This is a genomic window from Paenibacillus sp. M2, assembly GCF_046713495.1.
In the GTDB taxonomy this organism is placed as follows: domain Bacteria; phylum Bacillota; class Bacilli; order Paenibacillales; family Paenibacillaceae; genus Paenibacillus; species Paenibacillus amylolyticus_B.
In genome coordinates this window covers 1,574,087-1,595,604 of sequence record NZ_CP169648.1, presented here as the reverse complement: position 1 = coordinate 1,595,604, position 21,518 = coordinate 1,574,087, and the positions used below count along the sequence as shown (strand labels likewise).

At 46.2% G+C, this 21,518-nt stretch carries 16 protein-coding genes; 11 read left to right on the top strand and 5 right to left on the bottom strand.

All coding sequences use genetic code 11. The annotated features are described in order from the left end of the window. The first annotated feature begins 79 nt into the window (after positions 1 to 79). From ACETMN_RS07115 to ACETMN_RS07100, 4 genes are all read left to right on the top strand, one after another. Positions 80 to 1,330: an MFS transporter gene (locus ACETMN_RS07115; protein WP_192133131.1), complete on the top strand. Its 1,251-nt coding sequence runs from the start codon at positions 80 to 82 to the stop codon at positions 1,328 to 1,330. 175 nt (positions 1,331 to 1,505) lie between these two features. Next, positions 1,506 to 1,715 (top strand): helix-turn-helix domain-containing protein, encoded by a 210-nt coding sequence (locus ACETMN_RS07110; protein ID WP_192133130.1) that lies wholly within the window; start codon positions 1,506 to 1,508, stop codon positions 1,713 to 1,715. Position 1,716: 1 nt separating this feature from the next. After that, positions 1,717 to 2,487 carry a DUF3169 family protein gene (locus tag ACETMN_RS07105; RefSeq protein ID WP_192133129.1) on the top strand — a complete coding sequence of 257 codons (771 nt, stop codon included), beginning with the start codon at positions 1,717 to 1,719 and terminating at the stop codon, positions 2,485 to 2,487. A gap of 50 nt (positions 2,488 to 2,537) precedes the next feature. Continuing rightward, positions 2,538 to 4,745, top strand: coding sequence for a serine hydrolase (locus ACETMN_RS07100; RefSeq protein WP_411735938.1), 2,208 nt, complete (start codon positions 2,538 to 2,540; stop codon positions 4,743 to 4,745). Between the two features lie 151 nt (positions 4,746 to 4,896). Here ACETMN_RS07100 and ACETMN_RS07095 read toward each other — a convergent pair whose 3' ends face one another. Together ACETMN_RS07095 and ACETMN_RS07090 are read right to left on the bottom strand one after the other, a co-directional pair. Then, complete coding sequence (locus ACETMN_RS07095) at positions 4,897 to 5,952, bottom strand: hypothetical protein (protein ID WP_091015337.1); 1,056 nt, start codon at positions 5,950 to 5,952, stop codon at positions 4,897 to 4,899. Further along, complete coding sequence (locus ACETMN_RS07090) at positions 5,952 to 7,787, bottom strand: HSP90 family protein (RefSeq protein ID WP_091015338.1); 1,836 nt, start codon at positions 7,785 to 7,787, stop codon at positions 5,952 to 5,954. The genes ACETMN_RS07095 and ACETMN_RS07090 overlap by 1 nt, the downstream gene beginning before the upstream one ends. A 444-nt stretch (positions 7,788 to 8,231) precedes the next feature. Here ACETMN_RS07090 and ACETMN_RS07085 point away from each other — a divergent pair, with 444 nt between their 5' ends. From ACETMN_RS07085 to ACETMN_RS07075, 3 genes are read left to right on the top strand one after another with little or no spacing between them, the layout of a single operon-like run. Further along, entirely contained in the window at positions 8,232 to 9,137 is a 906-nt protein-coding gene (locus ACETMN_RS07085) for an ABC transporter ATP-binding protein (RefSeq protein WP_091015341.1), read from the top strand. Further along, positions 9,130 to 9,963: an ABC transporter permease gene (locus ACETMN_RS07080; protein WP_091015342.1), complete on the top strand. Its 834-nt coding sequence runs from the start codon at positions 9,130 to 9,132 to the stop codon at positions 9,961 to 9,963. The genes ACETMN_RS07085 and ACETMN_RS07080 overlap by 8 nt, the downstream gene beginning before the upstream one ends. Positions 9,964 to 9,968: 5 nt before the next feature. Further along, positions 9,969 to 10,895 (top strand): MurR/RpiR family transcriptional regulator, encoded by a 927-nt coding sequence (locus tag ACETMN_RS07075; protein WP_411735937.1) that lies wholly within the window; start codon positions 9,969 to 9,971, stop codon positions 10,893 to 10,895. Between the two features lie 3 nt (positions 10,896 to 10,898). On the opposite strand, the gene ACETMN_RS07070 is transcribed toward ACETMN_RS07075, so the two are convergent. Both ACETMN_RS07070 and ACETMN_RS07065 read right to left on the bottom strand, forming a co-directional pair. Further along, complete coding sequence (locus ACETMN_RS07070; protein ID WP_179198513.1) at positions 10,899 to 11,885, bottom strand: Gfo/Idh/MocA family protein; 987 nt, start codon at positions 11,883 to 11,885, stop codon at positions 10,899 to 10,901. Positions 11,886 to 11,917: 32 nt separating this feature from the next. Continuing rightward, positions 11,918 to 12,931 carry a Gfo/Idh/MocA family oxidoreductase gene (locus tag ACETMN_RS07065; RefSeq protein ID WP_192133124.1) on the bottom strand — a complete coding sequence of 338 codons (1,014 nt, stop codon included), beginning with the start codon at positions 12,929 to 12,931 and terminating at the stop codon, positions 11,918 to 11,920. Positions 12,932 to 13,174: 243 nt separating this feature from the next. Between ACETMN_RS07065 and ACETMN_RS07060 the strand changes: the two genes are divergently transcribed. Continuing rightward, positions 13,175 to 14,461: a hypothetical protein gene (locus tag ACETMN_RS07060; RefSeq protein WP_091015346.1), complete on the top strand. Its 1,287-nt coding sequence runs from the start codon at positions 13,175 to 13,177 to the stop codon at positions 14,459 to 14,461. 186 nt (positions 14,462 to 14,647) lie between these two features. Beyond that, the gene (locus ACETMN_RS07055; RefSeq protein ID WP_179198471.1) at positions 14,648 to 16,279 is read left to right on the top strand and encodes a helix-turn-helix domain-containing protein; all 1,632 of its coding nucleotides are present in this window, start codon (positions 14,648 to 14,650) and stop codon (positions 16,277 to 16,279) included. Between the two features lie 127 nt (positions 16,280 to 16,406). Here ACETMN_RS07055 and ACETMN_RS07050 read toward each other — a convergent pair whose 3' ends face one another. Continuing rightward, entirely contained in the window at positions 16,407 to 16,982 is a 576-nt protein-coding gene (locus ACETMN_RS07050) for a GbsR/MarR family transcriptional regulator (RefSeq protein WP_091015349.1), read from the bottom strand. Positions 16,983 to 17,483: 501 nt separating this feature from the next. On the opposite strand from ACETMN_RS07050, the gene ACETMN_RS07045 reads away from it, so the two are divergent. Together ACETMN_RS07045 and ACETMN_RS07040 are read left to right on the top strand one after the other, a co-directional pair. Then, a complete protein-coding gene (locus ACETMN_RS07045) occupies positions 17,484 to 18,713 on the top strand; it encodes a glycine betaine/L-proline ABC transporter ATP-binding protein (protein ID WP_091015351.1) in 1,230 nt (409 codons plus the stop codon). Continuing rightward, complete coding sequence (locus tag ACETMN_RS07040) at positions 18,679 to 21,267, top strand: glycine betaine ABC transporter substrate-binding protein (RefSeq protein WP_091015352.1); 2,589 nt, start codon at positions 18,679 to 18,681, stop codon at positions 21,265 to 21,267. Before ACETMN_RS07045 ends, ACETMN_RS07040 begins: the two co-directional genes overlap by 35 nt. The last annotated feature ends 251 nt before the right edge of the window (positions 21,268 to 21,518 follow it).

Sequence of the window (21,518 nt, the reverse complement as noted above, 5' to 3'; positions counted from 1 at the left end):
TCTACAGTTTTTCTTCAGGTTTTCCTCCATTATACTCAGTAATATCAACATGACCAGTGGGAAGGAAGAAAAACGACTTATGAAATACGCCGATCTGCACCCTAACATCAGGATACGTATCATTACTGATTTTTTCACCGATCTGACCCAGAAGTCCATCATTCCATTCATGGCGATCTATCTGAGTATTCAGATTGGCGCAGGTTTGGCGGGGTTGTTGCTGACGGTCAATATTGTGGCGTCCATGATTGTGGGATTGTGGGCAGGATATTGGTCTGACCGGATTGGACGGAAGAAATTGATGGTGATCGCACAAAGTCTCCAGGTCGTGGCTCTACTCGGCTTGGCCATCGCCAATTCGCCGTGGATGGATTCGATCATTGTCACTTGTCTCATGTTTCTGCTCAGCAGTCTCAGTTCAGGGATCACCGTGCCGATTGCTAATGCCATGATTGTCGACGTGAGCAGTGAACATGAACGTCATTATGTATATGGATTGCAATATTGGACAACAAACGTTGCTGTAACTTTTGGTGCACTGATGGGCGGGCTATTTTTCGAATCATTTCGTTTCCTATTGTTCAGTCTGGTATGCCTCGAAAGCCTAGCTACCCTGTTTATTTTGATCTTTATGATTCGTGAAACAATGGATAAACACGTACTTGGTTATGTCGATGCTCCCATCCAGAGGAACATACTGAAAACGTACTGGGCGGTCTTTCAGGACAAACGTTTCATGATATTTTTCACGGCTACTGTACTTGCAGTCTCCCTGGAATTTCAGTTGGATAAATACATCGCTGTTCGTCTAAAAAATGAATTCACCGCCCAACTGTTCGGCTCTGATATCTCAGGTCTGCATATGTTCAGCCTGATCATGGTCATCAACACCGTAATGGTCGCCTTGGTTGCCATTCCGTTCTCCAGATGGATAGGTCGCTTCCAGTCCCGATCTATCATGACTGTTGGTATGCTCCTCTATACCGCAGGTTTCACCGTACTTGCTTTCAGCAACTGGGCCTGGTTACTCATCTCATCCGCTATACTGCTAACCGTTGGAGAATTGATGTACGCCCCTGTTCGTCAGGTCATGCTCGCGGGTATGATTCCAGATTCGGACCGTGCTGCCTATATGGCTGCTGACGGGTTGAGTTACAACGCTGCTGCCCTTCTCGGCAGTCTCGGGTTAACCATTGGAGCCTTTCTGCCCTCCTATGCGATGGCTGGTCTGTATATCCTGATGGGGCTTGGAGCGCTCATCTTTTTCCGAATGTTACTTCGGAAGGCAGAGGAACAGAATCAACATCTGCCGTGTGCAGATGCATCTTGATTTCACTTTTCCGACAACTTTTCCGACAACAAAATAATGATCCCAAGGGAGCCCAAGTGGCTCTCTTTTTCATGTCCATTATCAACGTTTAGAAGTAAATTATCTTTAACATTTTGTATATTATAGTTTACATTTAGTCAAATATCATGTACATTAGTTTCATGGAGGTGAGCAAGTGGAAGAATTACACAATCACGTTCGGGAGTTACGAGCCAGAGAGCGGCTATCCCAAGCAGAACTGGCCAAACACATTGGTGCATCCCGTCAAACCATTGCCCTGATTGAGCGTGGAGATTACTCTCCGTCGGTCGTTCTGGCACTAAAAATAGCACATGTATTTCGTGAACCTGTTGAAAAAATCTTTGAACTGAAAGGTGGAGATTAAAATGAAAAATTCATCATCCTCGTCCATTAAAAAGCGGTTGCGTCTTCCCTTGTATGCAGCAGGTGGTGCTGTAGTTGGTTTTCTGGGAGCTAGCGGAGTCAGTAAACTCCCTTCTGACTTGAACTGGACGCTGTCCGTGTATTATGACTATGATCTTTTATTCGCAATTCTGGCGGCTTTTGTGGTAGTTATGACGGTGTGGAACATCTTCAGTCTCTCCCGCACGCCATCTGTCCCTCCCATGGGAGATGATGCTTATGGAGATTCCGATTCACTCATCTCTCCCGCAGAGCGCTCCCTCGGAAAAGCGATGATCCTCAGCGGATTCAGCGTTATCCTTACGTTTACCTGGGCAGCACTTGCTTTGTCCTTGTATGCATCCAACCGAACCATGCCGAATTCTCCAGAACTGTTCAACCTCTTGAATTTAGTTGCTTCATGTATCTCTATTATCATCGTTGTGGTCGTGCAAACTCTGACTGTGAAGCGATACAACCGTTATTATCCTGAACGCACTCTGGATCTGAACTCGCGCAATATGAAGAAAGATCATTTTGAGAAGCTGGATGAAGGCGAGAAATGGATCGTGTATCGCGCAGCCTATCGTTCTTTTCAGATGATGAATGTACTTCTTGGTGTTGGAATGGTCTCTATGGTGCTGTATTCGGTTCTATTCACCTTCGCTCCATTCCCGATCGTAATGCTCTCTGTAATCTGGATTGCCAACATTGGAATCTATTATCGTGAAACCTATCGTGCGAGTAATCAGTAATACATGGGTAGGTAACTATTTTGTAAATATTTTCATAAAGGAGTGTTTGCATGCATTTATCCAGACGAAAGATCCGTTTCAGGTTCACCTCCCTAACAGGAGCTTTTATGGCCGTGGTTCTGTCTCTCAGTCTATGGGTACCCGCGGTTCAGGCGGAGACTGCAACTCCAGTAGCTGCTGAACAGGGAAAGACGAAAGCGCTGACAAGCGAATCGGCTACAGCTTTTCTGGATTCATTCTTCGATTCACCTGAGGCAAAACCCCATTATGTGGGAGCCTCCGTTGTTGTTGTGAAAGATGGCAAAGTTCTGGCGGAAAAAGGATATGGCTTCTCCGATGTGGAGAGTAAAACAGCGATCGATCCCAAAAATACCGCTTTCCGTGTAGCCTCTGTCTCCAAAACGTTCACGTCAGCAGCTGTAATGCAGCTGGTAGAGCAAGGCAAGGTTGATCTGCAAGCTGATTTTCAGACCTATGTGAAAGGGCTCGAATTCGATAATCCTTTTGACAAACCTGTAACTGTGGAGAACCTGCTGACACACACGACCGGATTCGAGATCCGTGATCCGCAGCAGGAAGACATCCATACTGATTTCGACAAGTACATAGCGATGGAGGATTACGCACAGCAACACATGCCTCCTGTCGTTCGCGAGCCTGGTAGCGCCTACATGTACGATAACTTCTCGTTTTTGCTGCTTGGCATGATTGTTGAGAATGTAAGCGGCGAGCCCTTTGAATCCTACATGCAACAACATATCTTCAAACCGTTGGGAATGGATAACAGCAGTTTCATGCTGGACAAAAAGTTCCAAAAGCAGCTAGCTACAGGTTATGATGCGGCACACAATCCGCTTGATCTGTACACCATCTCTCCAACACCAATGCCTCATGGTGGCATGTTGTCTACCGCTGAGGACATCGGGAAGTTCATGATTGCGTTCCTGAATGATGGCGTGAAGGGCAACGAGCGTATTCTCAAGGAATCCACAGTGAAAAGTATGGAGCAGTACCGTTCATTCATTCATCCACTGCTACCAAATACCACCTATGGATTCGAAGCTGCATTTCAGCTTCCCGGAGCAGGAAGTAGTCCAAAAATTATTACGAAAGCAGGCGACCTGGCTGGATTCAGCTCTTATCTCTTCCTTATTCCCGAGCAAAATACAGGCGTTTTCCTGACGTATAATCAAAATGGAGCACTTCGTAATCTGTTCTACCCTGCATTTATTCAGAGCTTCTTCCCGCAATATGCAGAGCCTGTGCAGTTCAAGGATTACACGCCGCAATCCGCGGCTGAGCTGCAACGCTTCACCGGATTGTACGCGGATCTGCGGATTAGCACGATCGTCAGCTCCTTGAAAAATGCTGGTAAAGAACCTGGACAACTGAGCATTTCGGACGTTTTTCTGGGTCAACGCAACCTGATTCAAATGGAAGATAATCTCTTCAAAGATGAATTGACCGGTCAATTCACAGCATTCAAGAAAAATGCTGATGGAACCATCTATATGAAAGAACCTTACCTCAACCCCATGGGTTATGAGAAAAAAGGGCAAAAGCCTATGGGCTTCCGGGATGTTCGTGATAACAGTCCTTATGCTGAAGCAATCTATGCCATCCAATCTCTTGGATATTATGAGAATGATGCTAACAAGTCTTTCCAACCGAAATCAGCTGTGACACGAGCTGAATTTATTGAGAACACCCTTAAACTGAGTGGTTTGAAGCCTAGCAAAACAACGCCCCCTGCAGGCACTGACTGGGCAGACCATGTAGCAGCCGGATATATCCAACTTGGATATGAAATGGGTATGATTACTGGCAAGGACAAACAGCAGTTTAAGCCGGATCAAGTCATTATCCGACAGGAAGCCATGGTCATGATGTGGAGAATTCTGCAATTGCAATATCCTAGTGAACTGTTCACGGATGTCAAACTTGCGGGACATACGGACCCATGGGCTGTACCAGCCGTTCAGATGATGGCGAAGCTTGGTATCCATGGACCTGAGGTAAAAGTGCTTGAAGATGGATCCGTTGATTTCCTTTCCCGCAAACCTCTGATTCGTCAGGAAGAGGCTGCGATCATGTATGCGCTGCTTACCCAACCAACAGATCAAATCGTCGCTGAACTGATGGCTGCTCAGCAGCCGCAAGCAGAACCTTCTGAAGAAGCCGAAGCTGTAGAGGAGACATCTGAAACTGCACCGGTTCCAGTACCAGCGCCGGTCCCTTCTGCGGCTTCAGCACAATAAAAATAAAACATCTTCATACCGATTAGATTTATCATGCTCATGATGCAAAAAAAACAGGCTTGTTCAGAAGGGAATGATCCTTCTCGAACAAGCCTGTTTCGTTACTTTTCATAACTTATTATAGCGATCTGTTAATGAGTTATATCCGTCTCTATTCGATCAACGAAGATACATGGCGGTTCCCGTTGCGCTGATCAAACTTGGCTGCAACGGTCTGAGCATGCTCCGCAAAGTAATCGGCCAGCTTGAGCAGGTCGCCTGGATCGCCTTCATACGAGAAGGACGCTGGCAGGCGCATGCGATACCCTTCCGACTCTTTTTCTTCCGCCCAGCGCCGCAATAACGGAGCTGCCTTCGCATAATACATCATTTTGGCGTAAGCATCTTCATGATCGGCTGCGAGCATCAGTGTTTCTTCGAGGATATCAATTCCTTTTGCCGGATTCGTACGTGTGAGATAATCCATCTGCTCCGCAAAACTCTGCACAAAATCGTTCTGGCCTTTGATCAGGCGATATCCCTTGGTCTGATGTTTATCTGCTTCCGCAGTCCGTCCCAACCGATATAGCGGCATCAGAATTTCCGACAACGTTAGATGCGGAATCTCTGCACAGCTCATACGCCCTTTCAGAATAGGCTGTGCCACTTCCAACACCTTCTCATCGTCTCCTTTTAACAAGAAATATCGCATAATCTCATCCTGCTCACACGCCTCACAGTCACTCATGAAGTCGCGGTCTAATGTTCTGAACTTGTCATAACTGCGTCCTGATTCTTCCAGCTCTCCGAAATCCATAAAGATGCGGAAACGATAGTACCAGTAAGAACGCTCACTGTAACCATAAGACTTGAACCGTGCTCCGAAGTCCTCCAGCAGCTCCATGATCTTGTCACGTGATATTTCCGGGAAGTCAGGCATTTTGCCGAGAATCCATTTATATGACCATAATAACGTTTCTTCATCATACAGCTCTGGTTGCTGATCGAACTTGCCAAGTTGCCAGGAAAAAGCGATCAAAGCTTTCATCGGATATCCACAGAAGGTGGCTGCATCCACAATCTCGGAGCGTGCTTCGTACGCCTCCTCAACCATACCATTCACATCGGCTACCCGCGCTGCTTCCTCCAAAAAACCGAGCTTTGCAGGACCATTAGGCAGTTGATAGGCCTCTTCCATCAAATCTTCAAAATCCATCTCTGTCTTCATCAGGCATCTCCCTCATGGTTCATATTTGCGCGTAAACCCCAATCAATAAACCGTACAATTCCCTGGTTCAACACTTCAAGCTCCTGCTTGTTCATGGCGTAATGGCCCATCATCAGTGCGTTGACATACAACATTTCTATAGCAATCGGTGTCATCTGATTATCTGGTGAAGTCAGCACCCGTTTAATGATGGGATTGTTTACATTCAGATACAACGTCGAGTACCCTGCCGAATTAATGCCTGCCGACAACGAACCGAGAACAGAGGAGAATAAGTCAGTACTCTCTTCGCTTGCTTTTTCCAGCGCACGCAGCGTGGATGATTCCTGCGAAAGGGTAAACAACACCGGCAGATCCGATGGCTTGAATCCTTTCACCTCTGCCCGGCAGCGGAAACGTTGTAATGCCGAATCTGCCAAACGCAGCGCATCATAATACTGGTTACGTTCAGCAGGTGCAACATCCGTGAATGTCATCGATACTTCATCTGGCTCAATCCGCTCGGTCTGTACATGGTTCAGTATGACTGGAAGCATCGCCATCAGTTCCTTGTCATAGATGTAACCTGCGTTGACGACCAGCATGGACTGTGCTGAAGCCACATGGTGAATCTGGCGGTATTCATCAATGGAGCCGGTGTAATACAGCGTATCCCCTTCATCAATCAGTTCACCCAGTTCCCGGTGTCCTCTCGTCGTCTCAAAAGGCAGCCAGCGGTGAATCATCGCGTAGAACGCCTGATCCTGAACGGCCAGTGCTTTCATCGAAAGGGCATGCAGGCGAATCAGCTTCTGCAGACGTTCGATCTGATTCTCAGCCATGTCAGCCAGCCCCATACGCAGAGCGTCTCCAAGCTCGGAGCGCACCTCTTCCAGTTTTTCATTTTCATAGAAATGTTCTCTTGATGCCGTCGGTTGAAGCTCATCGGTCCAGATCAGGCATTTCACGAAGAACGCCCACTCCGGCAAAATATTCTCGGCTTTCTCCGAGATCAGCATTCGCTTCAGGTATACCCGGTGAGAACGCTTGGCATTCAGATTCACCGCATGGGGCAGAACATAAGCAATGCCTCCCGTACGACCGGAAGCCGTTGTAAGCGTGATGAAATCCTGGAACTTCTCCCCAAGCAGACGTTCACCAAAAGCAAGCACTTCCGCTCGGCAAGAACGGGCAAGTTCCGGGCGTGTAAGCCAGATCGGAGAATCCTGATTGACAACAGACTGCACCCCATCATGTATCAACGTAACCGGATAAGGAAGCAAAGCGCCGTAGTAAAATAAAGCTTCTTTCACATACTCCGTTTCAAAATAATGTGCTGCATCCGGTGTACAACGCAAATATACTTTCGTTCCGGGGGACAACTGTGTGTCCAATTGTCTAATCGTATATGTACCATCCGGCTTACCTCTCCACTCCATCGAGGGACCACCCTTAATCGATTGAGTCAGCATAACGATCTCATGACTTACCATGAAACAGCTGAGCAGACCAATACCGAAACGCCCAATAAACGATGTCTCGCCATCCAGCAGTGCCTGTTGTCCCCGCTTCGAGGATTGTCCAATCATCGCCAGAAACTCGTGGATGTCCGCTTCGGTCAGGCCAACTCCGTTGTCCTCCACCATCATCGTCAATTGATCACCGGTTCCTGTCAGCTCGATTCGTGCTTCTCCCTGATATCCCGGCTCCACTTCCTTGCGTGCCGTGATGGCATCTGTTGCATTTTGCATGAGTTCACGCAAGAACACCTTGGGACTACTATATAGATGGTTGGATAAAATCTGGATCATCCCGCTCAGATTCACTTGAAATCGATATTCATTGGATGCTGTCATGACTCACTCACCTTCCTCTACGTCCAAACACAATATGTACCCATACGATATATTCGTATGGATGTGTTAGACGAATTCATTATGTAATCGTTAGAAACAGACGTTCCCCGTGACAGGCACGCCAAAACATCACGTCAAGCCGGCCCTGGATAACCAAGACCGGCGTATATGCATATTTCAGGCATTCATGAGACGTATGGCCTTATCTTTCATTACCACATTATGAATAGCAATGAAACGGATGTTCTACCCTAAAATAAGGATACATGTTACAAGGCAGAGTGAAAACAAACCTGAGACCCGATTTCAGGCAGACTTCAGGGTAAATGTGCATCCTGCATTCGGGACTATTGAAGGAGGAAAACATCTTTTTTATCGTCCATTTGAACGATATCAGCCTACCGCACGTATAATCTCCAAACTCAGATCGGACGGTGAATATACATGATCGAAGTACGTAACATATCCAAGCAATTCAAGGTGCATCAAGCACTACATGATGTCAGTTTCACAGTTAAACAAGGCAGTGTCACCGGGTTGATTGGACCTAATGGTTCGGGCAAAACTACACTGATCCGTATCATGAATGGGGTCTTGGGCGCTTCCGGTGGACAGGTAACCATTAACGGATTGGATGCCGCTTGTGAGGCAGAGAAAGTACTGGCCATGTGTGGCACTCTTACCGAGCAAAGTGGATTATATGAAAATATGAGCGGGCGTGACAATCTGACTTTCTTCGCAGATGTTTTTGGCCTGAAGCATGCCCAGAAACGAATCGAAGAGCTTGTAACTCTGTTCGAGTTGCAGGATTATCAGCATCGAAAAGTCGGCACCTATAGCACAGGCATGAAGAAACGCTTGGGCCTTGCACGAGTACTCTTGCATCGTCCTTCCATCCTGTTTCTGGATGAGCCCACCAATGGCCTGGATCCGGATGGAATTCAGATGGTGCTGCGCATTATCCGTCAGTTAAATAAGGAAGAAAAGATGACAATTCTGGTCTCATCCCACGTGCTGTCCCAACTGTCAGCCGTCTGTGATCATTATATTTTCATGGAAAAGGGGCGCATCGTGGAGGAAGGCACGGAACAGGAGATTGTTAGCCGGTACCTGTCCACTCCGAAGCTCGAAGTAGAAGCCGACATGTCCGATGGATGGCACACGGCAACCAACTTTACACCTGAAATAATCTCCGCACATCAAGCGACATTCCAGCTTACATCGCGTGAAGATATTCCATTACTGCTAAGGCAATTAACGGAGCATGGTCAAGTCTATCAGGCCCGCATCACGGGCAGTGATCTGGAAAGTATCTATTTTGCCATAAGGGAGGCACACCACCATGAATAACCGCCAAGCCATACGTGCACTGGTACGTAAAGATATCCGGTCCGTCACAGCCAGCGTTCAGCTCTGGTTGCCCATGTTGATCGTTCCACTGATTATTGGAATCATTATGCCCTCCGCCCTCCTGTGGGCGGCCTCCAGAATGGAACTTCGTTCTCTGGGCAACATCAGCTTTCTACTCGAATCATTGGATGCGTTAACCCATGGTGGACAGATTCCCCAGCTTGCTTCCATGCCTACAGATAATCATCGTATTGTCTATTACTTGGCCATGTATATGTTCGCTCCCTTGTTTCTCATCATTCCGGTGATGGCCTCCAGCATTCTGACAGCCAATAGTTTCGCTGGTGAGAAGGAACGTAAGACGCTGGAAGGGTTGTTATTCACACCGATCAGTATGAACACTCTTTTTAAAGGCAAAGTGCTAGCTGCCCTGATCCCTTCCATTCTATTATCCTGGGTTACTTTCCTGATCTATGGAATCATTGCCAATATTCTGATGTACCCCATGTTTGGAACGTTGATGTTTCCCAATCTGAACTGGATCATACTTGTGGTCTGGGTTGTTCCCGCTTGCAGTCTTATGGTCATTTTATTAAACGTCCTCATCTCGGCCAAGGTCCGTGGGTTCCAGGAAGCCTATCAGCTTGGCGGATTAATTGTCCTTCCCCTCATCGCCTTAGTCGCTGGTCAAGCCAGTGGCATGCTGCTGATTGGTCCTTGGATGTTACTCATGATTGGAGCTGTGCTCATGCTCATTAGTGTGGTTCTCCTTCGTCTGGTCACGTCGTGGAATAGTCGTCAGCAACTGGCGGAAAGTCAGATCTGAATGATGTGGAGTGTAGCGAGGAAATTCAACAGATTACACTGGGCTCGGTTATGCAGATTGAGAAATCAATAAGCGCAGGTTATGATGTTTGGAGAAATATGCTCTGGGATGGTTATAGAGAGGAATGGAACAACTGTATGGAATCCAAACTACTTCAAAAATTAAAATATGCTTCACAATTAACGGCACAGGAGAAACATATTGTGGACTATATCCTGAACAATCCCGAAGTTGTATTTGATTCTACAGCCCATGAACTGGCTCAGCAGACCTATACAAGCTCATCCACCATTGTTCGTCTATGCAAAAAGCTGGGTACCAAGGGGTACCCAGACTTTCAGTTAAAGCTTGCTCTTGAATATCAACGCATGCCTTCCGCGTTGCAAACGCAGGATCATGCAATTGCAGAACAAGGCAACGTGCTGGCTGCCATCGACTCTGTTCCTTACCTGTACCAGCAGGCGCTGGATGATACGCGCCGGATGTTAAATGCTCCTGTTTTGCTACGAATCGCGAGTTGGGTCAAAGAATCTGTACGCATTGATGTCTATGGCAGTGATATGAATTATTATCTGGCTCAACAGGCTTGTGCCAAGTGGAATGAACTCGGCATATCTGCGATTGCTCATAACAGTCCGAACATGCATTATTTGAACACGATGAATCCCAATAGCCTGACGCTCTCTTTTGTTATATCTCACACAGGTGAGAACCAATCCATGATTGAAGCCGCCAAAGTGCTAAGCAACAAACAGATGAAAGTCATCGCGGTCACGGGCAACAACCATTCAACCCTGTCCAGACATTGTGATGAAACGTTGCTGGCTTATGGATACAATGAACAATTAAGGCTATCCAAAATGTCTTCGATGGTCTCGGTACTCTACATTTTCGACATGTTGTACATGGGGAGCATTAGCGATACGTATTAACGATTAAAGCTGGTCCGCTGCAAATACAATCCCGGCATTCTTGCGCGCACTCATGAGTACACTCATTACAGACTGGCTGTGTTCGAGTAGTTCGTAACACCGTTTGTAATTCCCATTTGCATGGATGTCCCTGAACGCTTCCCACTCATAGTACAGCCAATTGGATTGGCTCTGGGCATTAAACGCCTCAGCAGGCTCATTCCCGATTTGAAGCTTGATCTCCCGGCAACCGTTTGCTCCTCCCACAACCTGAAGATAACCTTTCTCGCCCTGAATGAGCACAAAGTTCATGCTGTTTGTATCTTTGGCACCTACACATTCCGCAATAAACTCCGGATATTGGAGAACCACAACTCCTGACGTATCAATGCCGTTTGCATGCTGATTCGCGGTATACGATACGGTATTCGGACTGCCAAACAGATTCATGACCAGATGCAGATTATAAATATTGATATCCATCAGCGCTCCGCCGGAGAATTGTGGATTAAATACGTTCGGTGTTTCCCCTGCAAGCAGATCATTGTATTTGCGCGAGTATTGACTGTAGTTACACTGGATGAGCTTGATCGGACCAAGCTTTGGCAGCTGCTCCTGTATGACTTTAATATTGGGCAGATGAATGTTGGAGATGGCTTCAAACAGCAACAGATTCTTTTCTTTTGCAAGTGCAATCAGCGTTTCTGCTTCCTGAAGCGTGGACGTGAACGGTTTTTCGCAGACGACATGTTTGCCATGTTGAAGTGCCTGATAGGCCTGTTCGTAGTGCATGCTGTTTGGTGAAGCAATATATACGAGATCTACATTTGTATCTGATAATAGGGATTTCAGGTCCGTATAGATTGTACCGATCCCATACTTACCCGCAAGCTCCTGTGCTGTCTCTCTCTTCCGGGAGTACATCGCTGTACAAGTAACATCTTCCAATTCATTGATCGCAGCTAAAATGGCATCCACAATGGACCCTGTACCAATCGTTGCTATATTCATCATATCGTTTCGCTCCTGTCGTTGGTTGTTTGTCAGTTGGCTCTCTTCGCTGCTTCGATTCCGTCATGTAAAATATCCAATACATATAAAACCTCTTCATCCTTGACCGGTTTATCACCGTGATGTCGAATGGCTTGAAGCAGTTGATCATATAAAATGCCATAGTCTGTCGCTTCCGAAGGGACTTTCTCCGTATGTGATGTTCCCTCATCGTCTACATAACTAATCGTCCCCCAGTTATCCTCCGGTTCAGCTTGAATGGATACCCTGGTTCGTCCATCTCCATTTTTCGTTTGATGCCCACTGCTGTATTTAACAAAGCTCCCTCGATTACCGTGGACAATGAATTTTGGATGTTCGATCTTCACAAGCAGACTGCACTTAATCGTGGCCTTCATTCGTCCATAACGAAAATCAATATCGATGTAATCATCGGATTCACCCGGCGCGATCAAACTCCGAACATCATAATCAATTCGGTCAGCTACGCCATAGATGGAGATTAACTGATCGATCGTATGTACAGCCAAACCATGCAGCAATCCAAATCCACTTCTCGCGTACTGTGGCTGAAAATAATCATAGTGGGACTGGATTTCAACAATATTCCCCAATTTGCCGCCCTCAATCACTTTTTTCAATGTCAGGAAGTCACCATCAAATCTGCGATTTTGATTTGCCATGGCGATGAGATTTTTACGAGTGGCTAGTTCAAAGATATCTTTGGCTTCCGCAGAAGTGGAGGCAAATGGTTTCTCCACCAGCACATGTTTCTCGTGTTCCAAGGCCAGCTTGGCGTATTCTATATGGCTATCCACATGGGTAGCGACAACAATCAATTCAATCTCATCATCCTGCAATATGTCTTGGATAATCGTTGTAAAAGTAATCTCGGGATAAAGTAACTCACGTTCTGTATCGCCAACCCGATCTTCCTCGCGACGGTATATCGTCTTCACCTTGATGTTTTCTTTTTTGTCCAGATAAGGCAAATGATAATTCACCACTGCGTTTCCAAATCCGATGATCGCCACATTCATTAACATGATCGCTCACTCCTCTGCTCTGGTTGAATGTTATGTTATCACGATCAAGTCAGGCGAAGAATGCTTTGGAACCGGATTGGCAGCATCATTCGCAATTCGATTTCAGGTTTGAATGACTATGAAATTCAATTTCATCCTCTTCTTTTTTTCATGTTTGAGATCTAACATATCTTCCATAGTTTACCGATATAACATAAGGAATTAACGACATACATATAGAAGAACGAAGGGGACGATGAACGAATGAAAACAGGGTATACATACTTACAACGTACCATCTGTACATTGCTGTTATTTACACTCATTGCAGCAATGACATTGGGAGGTGGAACCGAAGCCCAGGCAGCTTCACTTAGCCAATCTACAGTGTATTATGAGTCCGACGGAGTTTTGTACAAAGTTTCCGCGGATGGCAGCAATACAACAGAAGTATTAATTGATTTCCAAGGTGTGGACTTGCACGGGGCAGGCTCTTATCTCTACTACACGCAGACTGCTTCTTCCACAACATTGCTTCGGGTTCCAAATGACGGGTCCAGCGATGCGGCGGAGACATTTGCTACAGATGTACTCAGCTATTATACGGATAACGGATTCATCTATTATCTGGATGCTACAGGTACCATTTATCGCGCGAATGGCAATAGTGACGCTTCAGCTGTCACCAAGATTGCTGACAAGGCTGATACCGACTTCCCATTCCTCCTGGTAACCAAAGGGCGTGCCTACTATAATGCGTTGGTTAATGGAAACACGTGGATCGTGTCCAAAACGTCCAACGGTTCTGGAGCTGTGCAGCGGATTGCCGCAGGCGCAGTGGAAGGACGTTATTTTACAAATCAAGCCAAAAACGAACTGCAACTGATGGTAAATACAGACCCGTACGAGGATTTCTATTCCACCAATGCTGTTGTCATGTATAAGGTGAACTACAACACTGGTAAAGCGACCGCTGTTAATCCCAAAGCCAAACTGGATGTGAATGCTGTATATTCCGGTGGTTGGGGAAACAATCTTTATGTGTATAACAAAGGAATCGTTCTCGACAGCAATAAGGATTACAATTATGCCAAAGGCAAAGCGTTTGCGTTAACGACTTCAGCCAAAACACTTCAACTTCATAACAAAAGCGTTCGGGAAGTAAGTGCCTTAGGTACAGACAAGGTTGTCCTTATTGATGCAGACAAAAAGGCTTATGCCAAAACGGTCTCGGGCAACAAAGTGACCAAATCCGCCAACCTGAACCTGACAAATGTAACGTATGTTGCGAATCAATTGACCAATGGTACATCTACGGCTGCATACATTTCGGGCAACAACGGACTCTATTCGGTCAATACAGCTCTCAAAGTAACGAAACTTACCGGGGACGAATGGGATGCATTCCATATCAGAGATGATGTTGCGGGTCTCTTCTACATCAATGCCAAAGATCAATATCGCTTGTATCACGTGCAAACGGGTGGAACAGGAAAAAAAGTAATGAGTGACGTTTTCCTCGACAATATTCTGTTGGTGACACCGTACTAACATATAATGTTGATTCAAGCATGTAGCTCATTCTACGGACTTATCCATAACAAAAAGGATTACCTGGTAGCCCTAGTGGCTCTTGGTAATCCTTTTTGGGTTGTCGAAAACTATTTTTAAAAAACATCTTCCATATGAGAATGATAATTGTTATCATTAAGAAAATGAGACAAAAGGATGGTCCGTATGACTGAACAGTTTCCCTTCGTTGCTGAAACCTCATCTCTACCACTCCTCTCCTCCATGTGCCGTGTGCGTCGTGGGGAGAATTTCCGTGTGCAAGGCAAGACGGTGTCACGGCCCATGCTCTGTCTTATTTTGCAAGGAGACGGTGTTCTGGTCCTGAATGATACAGTCTATACGGCGCAAGCGGGCAACTTGTTTGTACTGAAGCCAGGAACAACCATTGAGGCCGCCGCACGCTCGAATGTGACCGAATGTATATTGCTAAGCATGGATACGGTTTGTTTGCAGCAAGTGCGCGGTGAATGGAAAATGACCTCATCACCCGCCTTCCCGCTGGATTGGCAGACAGGCAGGTTACCGGTTCGTCATGAGCAGCAGGCTGTATTACGTTTGGAACAACTGTATGAAACCTATCGCGGTCTTCAACCGGATCACTTTATCAGCATACATAGCCAGCTGCATGAACTGCTGCAATTTCTCTCGGAGAACCGGCTGGAAGCCAATCATGAGAAAGTAGACCCTGCCTTGGAACGCAGTATTATGTATATGCGACGTTACATGAGTGAAGGAATCAGCATGGATCAGCTTGCCAAGATTGCTGGACTCACACCAAGCTCTTATTCACGCAGTTTCAAGAAGGCCAAAGGCATGTCACCGACCGATTACCTGAATCGTTTACGTATAGACGAAGCCAAGAAACAGCTGACAGAGGAATCCTGTGTCCTCAAAGACGTCGCGGTATCTGTCGGGTATGGCAATGAGTATTATTTTAGCCGCAAATTCAAACAAACCTTGGGGATTGCTCCCAGCGTATATATGAAAAGAGATCAACTTCGCGTAGCTACGGCATCCATTATGGGATTCCATGAGAACTTGGCCTCGCTTGGACTGCGCCCGGTAGCTGTGCTGGAAGGTCAAGGTCTGTTTGACCGAGAATCGGATGAATATGAACAAGAACGCCGATTAACCAGACAATTCGATCAACTTCGGCAGGCGAAGCCAGACTTGATCATCGGTGACTTTTACCACGAGCCCTGTTACGATCACCTGAAAAGTATTGCACCCACCATCATCTTGGAGTCTACTGATGACTGGAAAGAGAACCATATTCGCATAGCCGAACTGGTCGGACGTGAGAAGCAAGCGTTGCTAAATTTCAAAGAACTTGTGTTTCGCAAGCTTGAAGCAAGCCTGAACCTACAACCCTATTTCGGACAAAAACGGTTGGCTCTGATGGAGGTTACGAATCAGTTCATCCGTTTACAAGGAACTGGCGAGCATCCATTAAATCACTTATTGTATGCCGAATTGGGACTCCAGCCTGCTCAGCTTGTATCTCCCGAAAGTTCCAGAAATGAGTATGCAGCGGATAGTATCCCCGTACTTGACACGGATTACCTGTTAATCCATCGTGCTTCGCTCCAGCCTGTCAGTGAAAAGCTGTTCCGACGCATGAAACAAACGGCATCATGGAATCGATCCCCTGCTGTATTGTATGGTAACGTTCACGATATCTCGAATTGGCAACAGTTATGCTGGACTCCGGCTGGACAACTGCAGATTCTAAATGAACTGGAACAGATTACTCAGCAATCTGTAGTCTTTCCTCAGGCAGGTCTGATCGGACATTAGATGTGAACATAGGTTGATACGATGGGCAAGATTATCTTTTACATCGTGTTCCTTCATTATAATTCAGTAAGATATTGCACAGGCCAAAGGGCCCTCTCCTATAACGGAAAGGGCCCTTCGCATGTCATTATGAATGTTCCTTAATCTCTTCCTTCGGAACCAGCTTGTATATCTCTTCATTTTCCATGGTATCAATCAACCGATCCAACCATTTGTAATATGCTTCCGCTTGCAAAACTTTGTGTTTGTCTTCCATCAGGATGTGGATAAGTTCAGCATCCGCCTCTTCATCCAAATCATCGACTAGTCGATTCAGTTCTTCAATCGATTTGCGCAGAATCTGAAGGTTACTCTCCACGGCTTTTCTCCACTTAATTGCAAAATAATCCGTAAATGTCTGATGCCAGTCATATTCCACTTCATATAGGTCTTTTCTGGAGCCCTTGCTCCACACTTTATTTACCATTTTCAAATCCAGCAGTGTTCGTACACCTGTACTCATACTCGTTTTGCTCATTTCCATTTCCCGTCCCATATCGTCAAGGGTCATTGGTTTGTCTGCAAAAAATAGCAATCCATATAAGTGTCCCGTAGACAGCGTAACCCCGTAGAGATCCATATTACGTCCAATGGCTTCAATGACGCGCTTACGAATCTTCAGCACGGTTGCCTGCTGTTCCTCTTGTAAATGGTCCAAGCTCATGCTTGCAACCTCCATTCTGAACATTCCACAGTCTTTGGCGAAATAATTGCAACACTTTAAAAGTCCTGCTTACATGGGAAAGCACTCGGCCGGACATCATATATGCCAGAGGGCTTTCATTCACCCAATGTATGAAAATGGGAACTTTACCAGGATACAATTGCCTATGACTATCTTTTAACCAAAAAATTCAGCTTCAATTCAGCTCATTTTCTATTGTAGGAAAAGCAATGTCAAATGTAAAGCTGCCTTATTAGCCAGAATAAGGAGAATGACGGAGTATTTGGACGAGAAACTTTGTACAGTTTTTACTGTACAAACATTATGTACTGTTTATTCGGTTGATATACTGGTTAAGTATTGTTAGTATTAAACTCGTTACCCAGAAAGACGGGAAGCGAAGCAACAACTACCGGATTTCGTGGCTGGGCGCATAAGTGTATGGGCTTATGGATGCTGAAAGCCGTTCGAAGTGCACAACACATCAGAAGGGGTGAAAACATGACCATACTTGAAGTGAAAAACGTAAGTAAATTGTTTGGCCCCCAAACCGAGCAAGGTCTGCAATTACTGGAGCAAGGTTGGGGTAAAGAAAAGTTGGCCAAAGAAAAACAGATAACGGTTGGTGTCAACCGGGTCAACATGGACATTAAAGAAGGCGAGATTTTCGTTATTATGGGACTGTCCGGGAGTGGTAAATCCACACTGGTTCGGATGTTCAACCGTTTGATTGAACCAACATCCGGAGAAATTCTGGTCCATGGTAAGGATCTACGCAAGATGAACAAAGAACAATTGCGCGAAGTGCGCCGGAAAACGATTAGCATGGTCTTCCAGAAGTTTGCGTTGTTCCCGCACCGTACCGTTCTTGATAATGTGGAGTATGGATTGGAAATACAAAAAGTGGATAGGGAAGTACGCCGGGAGAAGGCGAAAACTTCACTGGAGTTGGTTGGCCTTAAAGGCTGGGAAGACAAAATGCCAGATGAACTCAGTGGCGGGATGCAGCAACGTGTCGGCTTGGCGCGTGCACTTGCCAATGACCCGGAAGTACTACTGATGGATGAAGCCTTCAGTGCTCTTGATCCATTGATTCGCCGTGATATGCAAGATGAGTTGATCGAGCTTCAGGATAAAATGAAAAAGACCATTATTTTCATTACCCATGACTTGGACGAAGCGCTGCGCATCGGCGATCGTATTGCCCTCATGAAAGACGGCGCAGTTGTGCAGATCGGTACACCGGAAGAAATCATGATTCAACCGGCCAACTCATACGTGGCCCGCTTCGTCGAAGACGTGGATCTGTCCAAGGTCCTTACAGCATCTCACGTAATGCGTCGCCCTGAAACAATTACGCTTGATCGTGGTCCTCGTGTTGCCCTCGAATTAATGCGCGAACGTGGTATTTCCAACCTGTTTGTCATTGACCGTTCGATCAAACTGCTCGGTGTAATTACAGCTGAAGATGCAACCCGTGCTATGCGCGAAAACAAATTATTGAATGACATTCTGATCACGGACGGGCCTACGGTGTCGCCTGAGACCCTGATTCATGAATTGTTCGAGATTGTAAGTTCTGCCCATGTGCCGCTCGCTGTTGTTGGTGAGAATGGCCGTCTGCAAGGCGTTATCGTCCGCGGTGCCCTGCTGGGTGCACTTAGCGGTGAAGTTGCAGTAAAGGAGGAACTTGCGAATGATTCCCAAAATACCACTAGCATCGTGGATTGAATCCATCGTTGACTGGATGAGCTCCTCGCTCTCCGGATTGTTTAATGTAATCTCTGTTGTTATTCAAGCAGTAGTCGGATTCTTCTCCGGGCTGTTCATGCTGCCCCATCCACTCCTGTTCATTGCCATATTGGGTGTTCTTGCGTTCCTCGTAGGTCGACTCCCACTGACACTATTTACGGTTATCGGGTTCTTGCTCGTAGATAACTTGGGATACTGGTCCCAATCGATGGACACACTCGGTCTGGTTATCACTTCAGGATTGGTTTCGATCCTGCTTGGTGTGCCTGTCGGAATCTGGCTCGCATACAGTAAAACTGCGGCGCGTATCATTACACCGCTGCTTGACTTCATGCAGACGATGCCTGCATTTGTCTACTTGCTGCCTGCGGTTACATTCTTTAGTCTAGGTGTCGTTCCAGGTGTTATCGCATCTGTTATATTTGCGATTCCGCCAACGATTCGTCTGACTCACCTGGGTATCAGACAGGTATCTGGCGAATTGGTTGAAGCAGCTGATGCATTCGGCTCAACTTCCATGCAAAAGTTGTTCAAAGTACAACTTCCACTCGCTTTGCCTACCGTGATGTCCGGTATTAACCAGACCATCATGCTGTCACTGTCCATGGTTGTTATTGCCTCCATGATCGGTGCACAAGGTATTGGTGCGGAAGTCTATCGTGCTGTAACACAGCTTCAAATCGGTAAAGGTTTCGAAGCCGGTCTGGCCGTTGTTGTACTCGCGATTGTCCTGGACCGTTTTACACAAAATGTGTTTATGCCAGGTCGTAAAAAGAACTCACGCATTACAGCCAAGCAAAAAGCATGGATCACTGCTGCGGCAACATTCCTTGTGCTTGTAGCTGGTTTCTCACAATACTTCGTTGGTGGCACAACTTCGGCTGGTGGCAACAATTCAGCAGCCAATGCTGTAGGTCAAGAAGTAAACTATCAGATTATCGGTATCGATCCAGGGGCTGGTATCATGAAGTCCGCTGCAAAAGCGATCGAAGACTATAAATTGACTGACTGGACTCTGATTGAAGGCTCTGGTGCAGCCATGACGGCCACGCTGGACAAAGCGATCAAAAATGAAGATCCAATTATCATTACAGGTTGGACTCCACACTGGATGTTCAATAAATATGATCTGAAATATCTGGAAGATCCAGAAAAATCTTTCGGTGATGCTGAAGAAATTCACACCATCGCCCGTAAAGGTCTGAAAGAAGATCACCCTGTTGCGTTTGAATTCCTGTCCCGTTTCCAATGGACCTCGGATGACATGGGTGAAATGATGACTGCTATCCAGGATGGCACATCCGCAGAAGAAGCAGCTAAAGCTTATGCTGAGAAACATGCCGATCAGATTGCTGAGTGGACCAAAGGTTTGACTCCAGTGAACGGTGATGCATTCAAACTGAGCTATGTGGCTTGGGATTCCGAAATTGCAAGTACGAACTTGCTGAAATATGTGATGGAAAACGAATTGGGTTATAAAGTTAACGCTCTGCAAGTCGAAGCCGGACCCATGTGGACAGGTGTTGCCTCAGGCGACGTAGATGCCTCTCCAGCAGCTTGGCTGCCATTGACACACGCAGACTACTGGGAACGTTACAAAGACCAGGTGGACGATCTGGGGGCCAATATGACAGGTGTACGTACAGGCCTCGTGGTTCCTAGTTACATGACTGAAGTCAATTCGATTGCAGATCTGGAGACAGGTGCCGCTTCTTCCACACCATCGGCAAGTGCCAATGTGGGTAAAGAGGTTAATCACCAAATCGTTGGTATTGATCCAGGTGCAGGTCTGATGAAGGCCACAGCAAACGCCATTAAACATTATGATTTGTCTAACTGGAATCTGATTGAAGGCTCCGGAGCAGCAATGACTGCATCGTTGGACAAAGCTTATAAAAATGAAGAACCCATCATCGTTACGGGTTGGACTCCACACTGGATGTTCAATCAGTATGATCTGAAGTATTTGGACGATCCCGACTTAATTTTCGGCGATGCAGAGGAAGTTCACACGGTTGGACGTAAGGGAATCAAAGAAGATCACCCCGTTGCCTATGAGTTCTTCTCTCGTTTTAATTGGACTGCGGATCAAATGAGTGAAATCATGGTAGACATTCAAAAGGGCGTTTCGCCTGAAGAAGCTGCCAAGACTTATGCAGAAAAACATCCGGACCAAATTGAAGAATGGACCAAGGGGTTAACCCCGGTTAAAGGTGACAATTTACGTCTCGGTTATGTTGCATGGGACTCTGAAATTGCGAGTACCAACCTGATGAAGTATGTGCTTGAGACGGATCTGGGTTACACAGTCAAAGCACTGCAAGTCGAAGCTGGCCCCATGTGGGCAGGCTTGGCAGCAGGTGATATCGATGCTTCTCCAGCAGTTTGGCTCCCGCTTACACATGGGGACTACTGGGAGACATATGGTGACCAGATTGAAGATATCGCTGTCAGCATGACAGGAGTTAAACAAGGTCTGGTTGTTCCGACTTACATGGATATCAATTCTGTTGAAGACTTAAAAGATAATTAAACCAGATTGAGATGAATAAACCTGAATTTGGTAAAAAGACCACCGAAATTTTTCGGTGGTCTTTTTGGTATGGCTATGTTTTTTTCAGGCATGCTATTTGATTTGATATTCTATCCTGGTCACACTGCATACTGCTACTTTAAGCATTCAAACGCTTTTTCCATTTGACTCTTCTCACATATCCTCTTACTTTGCCTTCGATCATGAACATCGTATGTAGATGATACTTGGTGAGTTCGTTTATTTCCCAG

Coding starts and splice junctions, on each gene's coding strand:
- ACETMN_RS07065 (WP_192133124.1), bottom strand. CDS start 12,931: ATGTTAATGAATGTGGCGATCATCGGATTTGGAAACGCAGTGGTGAAT.
- ACETMN_RS07060 (WP_091015346.1), top strand. CDS start 13,175: ATGAAAACAGGGTATACATACTTACAACGTACCATCTGTACATTGCTG.
- ACETMN_RS07055 (WP_179198471.1), top strand. CDS start 14,648: ATGACTGAACAGTTTCCCTTCGTTGCTGAAACCTCATCTCTACCACTC.
- ACETMN_RS07100 (WP_411735938.1), top strand. CDS start 2,538: ATGCATTTATCCAGACGAAAGATCCGTTTCAGGTTCACCTCCCTAACA.
- ACETMN_RS07040 (WP_091015352.1), top strand. CDS start 18,679: ATGATTCCCAAAATACCACTAGCATCGTGGATTGAATCCATCGTTGAC.
- ACETMN_RS07070 (WP_179198513.1), bottom strand. CDS start 11,885: ATGAATATAGCAACGATTGGTACAGGGTCCATTGTGGATGCCATTTTA.
- ACETMN_RS07080 (WP_091015342.1), top strand. CDS start 9,130: ATGAATAACCGCCAAGCCATACGTGCACTGGTACGTAAAGATATCCGG.
- ACETMN_RS07115 (WP_192133131.1), top strand. CDS start 80: ATGAAATACGCCGATCTGCACCCTAACATCAGGATACGTATCATTACT.
- ACETMN_RS07050 (WP_091015349.1), bottom strand. CDS start 16,982: ATGAGCTTGGACCATTTACAAGAGGAACAGCAGGCAACCGTGCTGAAG.
- ACETMN_RS07045 (WP_091015351.1), top strand. CDS start 17,484: ATGACCATACTTGAAGTGAAAAACGTAAGTAAATTGTTTGGCCCCCAA.
- ACETMN_RS07085 (WP_091015341.1), top strand. CDS start 8,232: ATGATCGAAGTACGTAACATATCCAAGCAATTCAAGGTGCATCAAGCA.
- ACETMN_RS07095 (WP_091015337.1), bottom strand. CDS start 5,952: ATGAAGACAGAGATGGATTTTGAAGATTTGATGGAAGAGGCCTATCAA.
- ACETMN_RS07090 (WP_091015338.1), bottom strand. CDS start 7,787: ATGACAGCATCCAATGAATATCGATTTCAAGTGAATCTGAGCGGGATG.
- ACETMN_RS07105 (WP_192133129.1), top strand. CDS start 1,717: ATGAAAAATTCATCATCCTCGTCCATTAAAAAGCGGTTGCGTCTTCCC.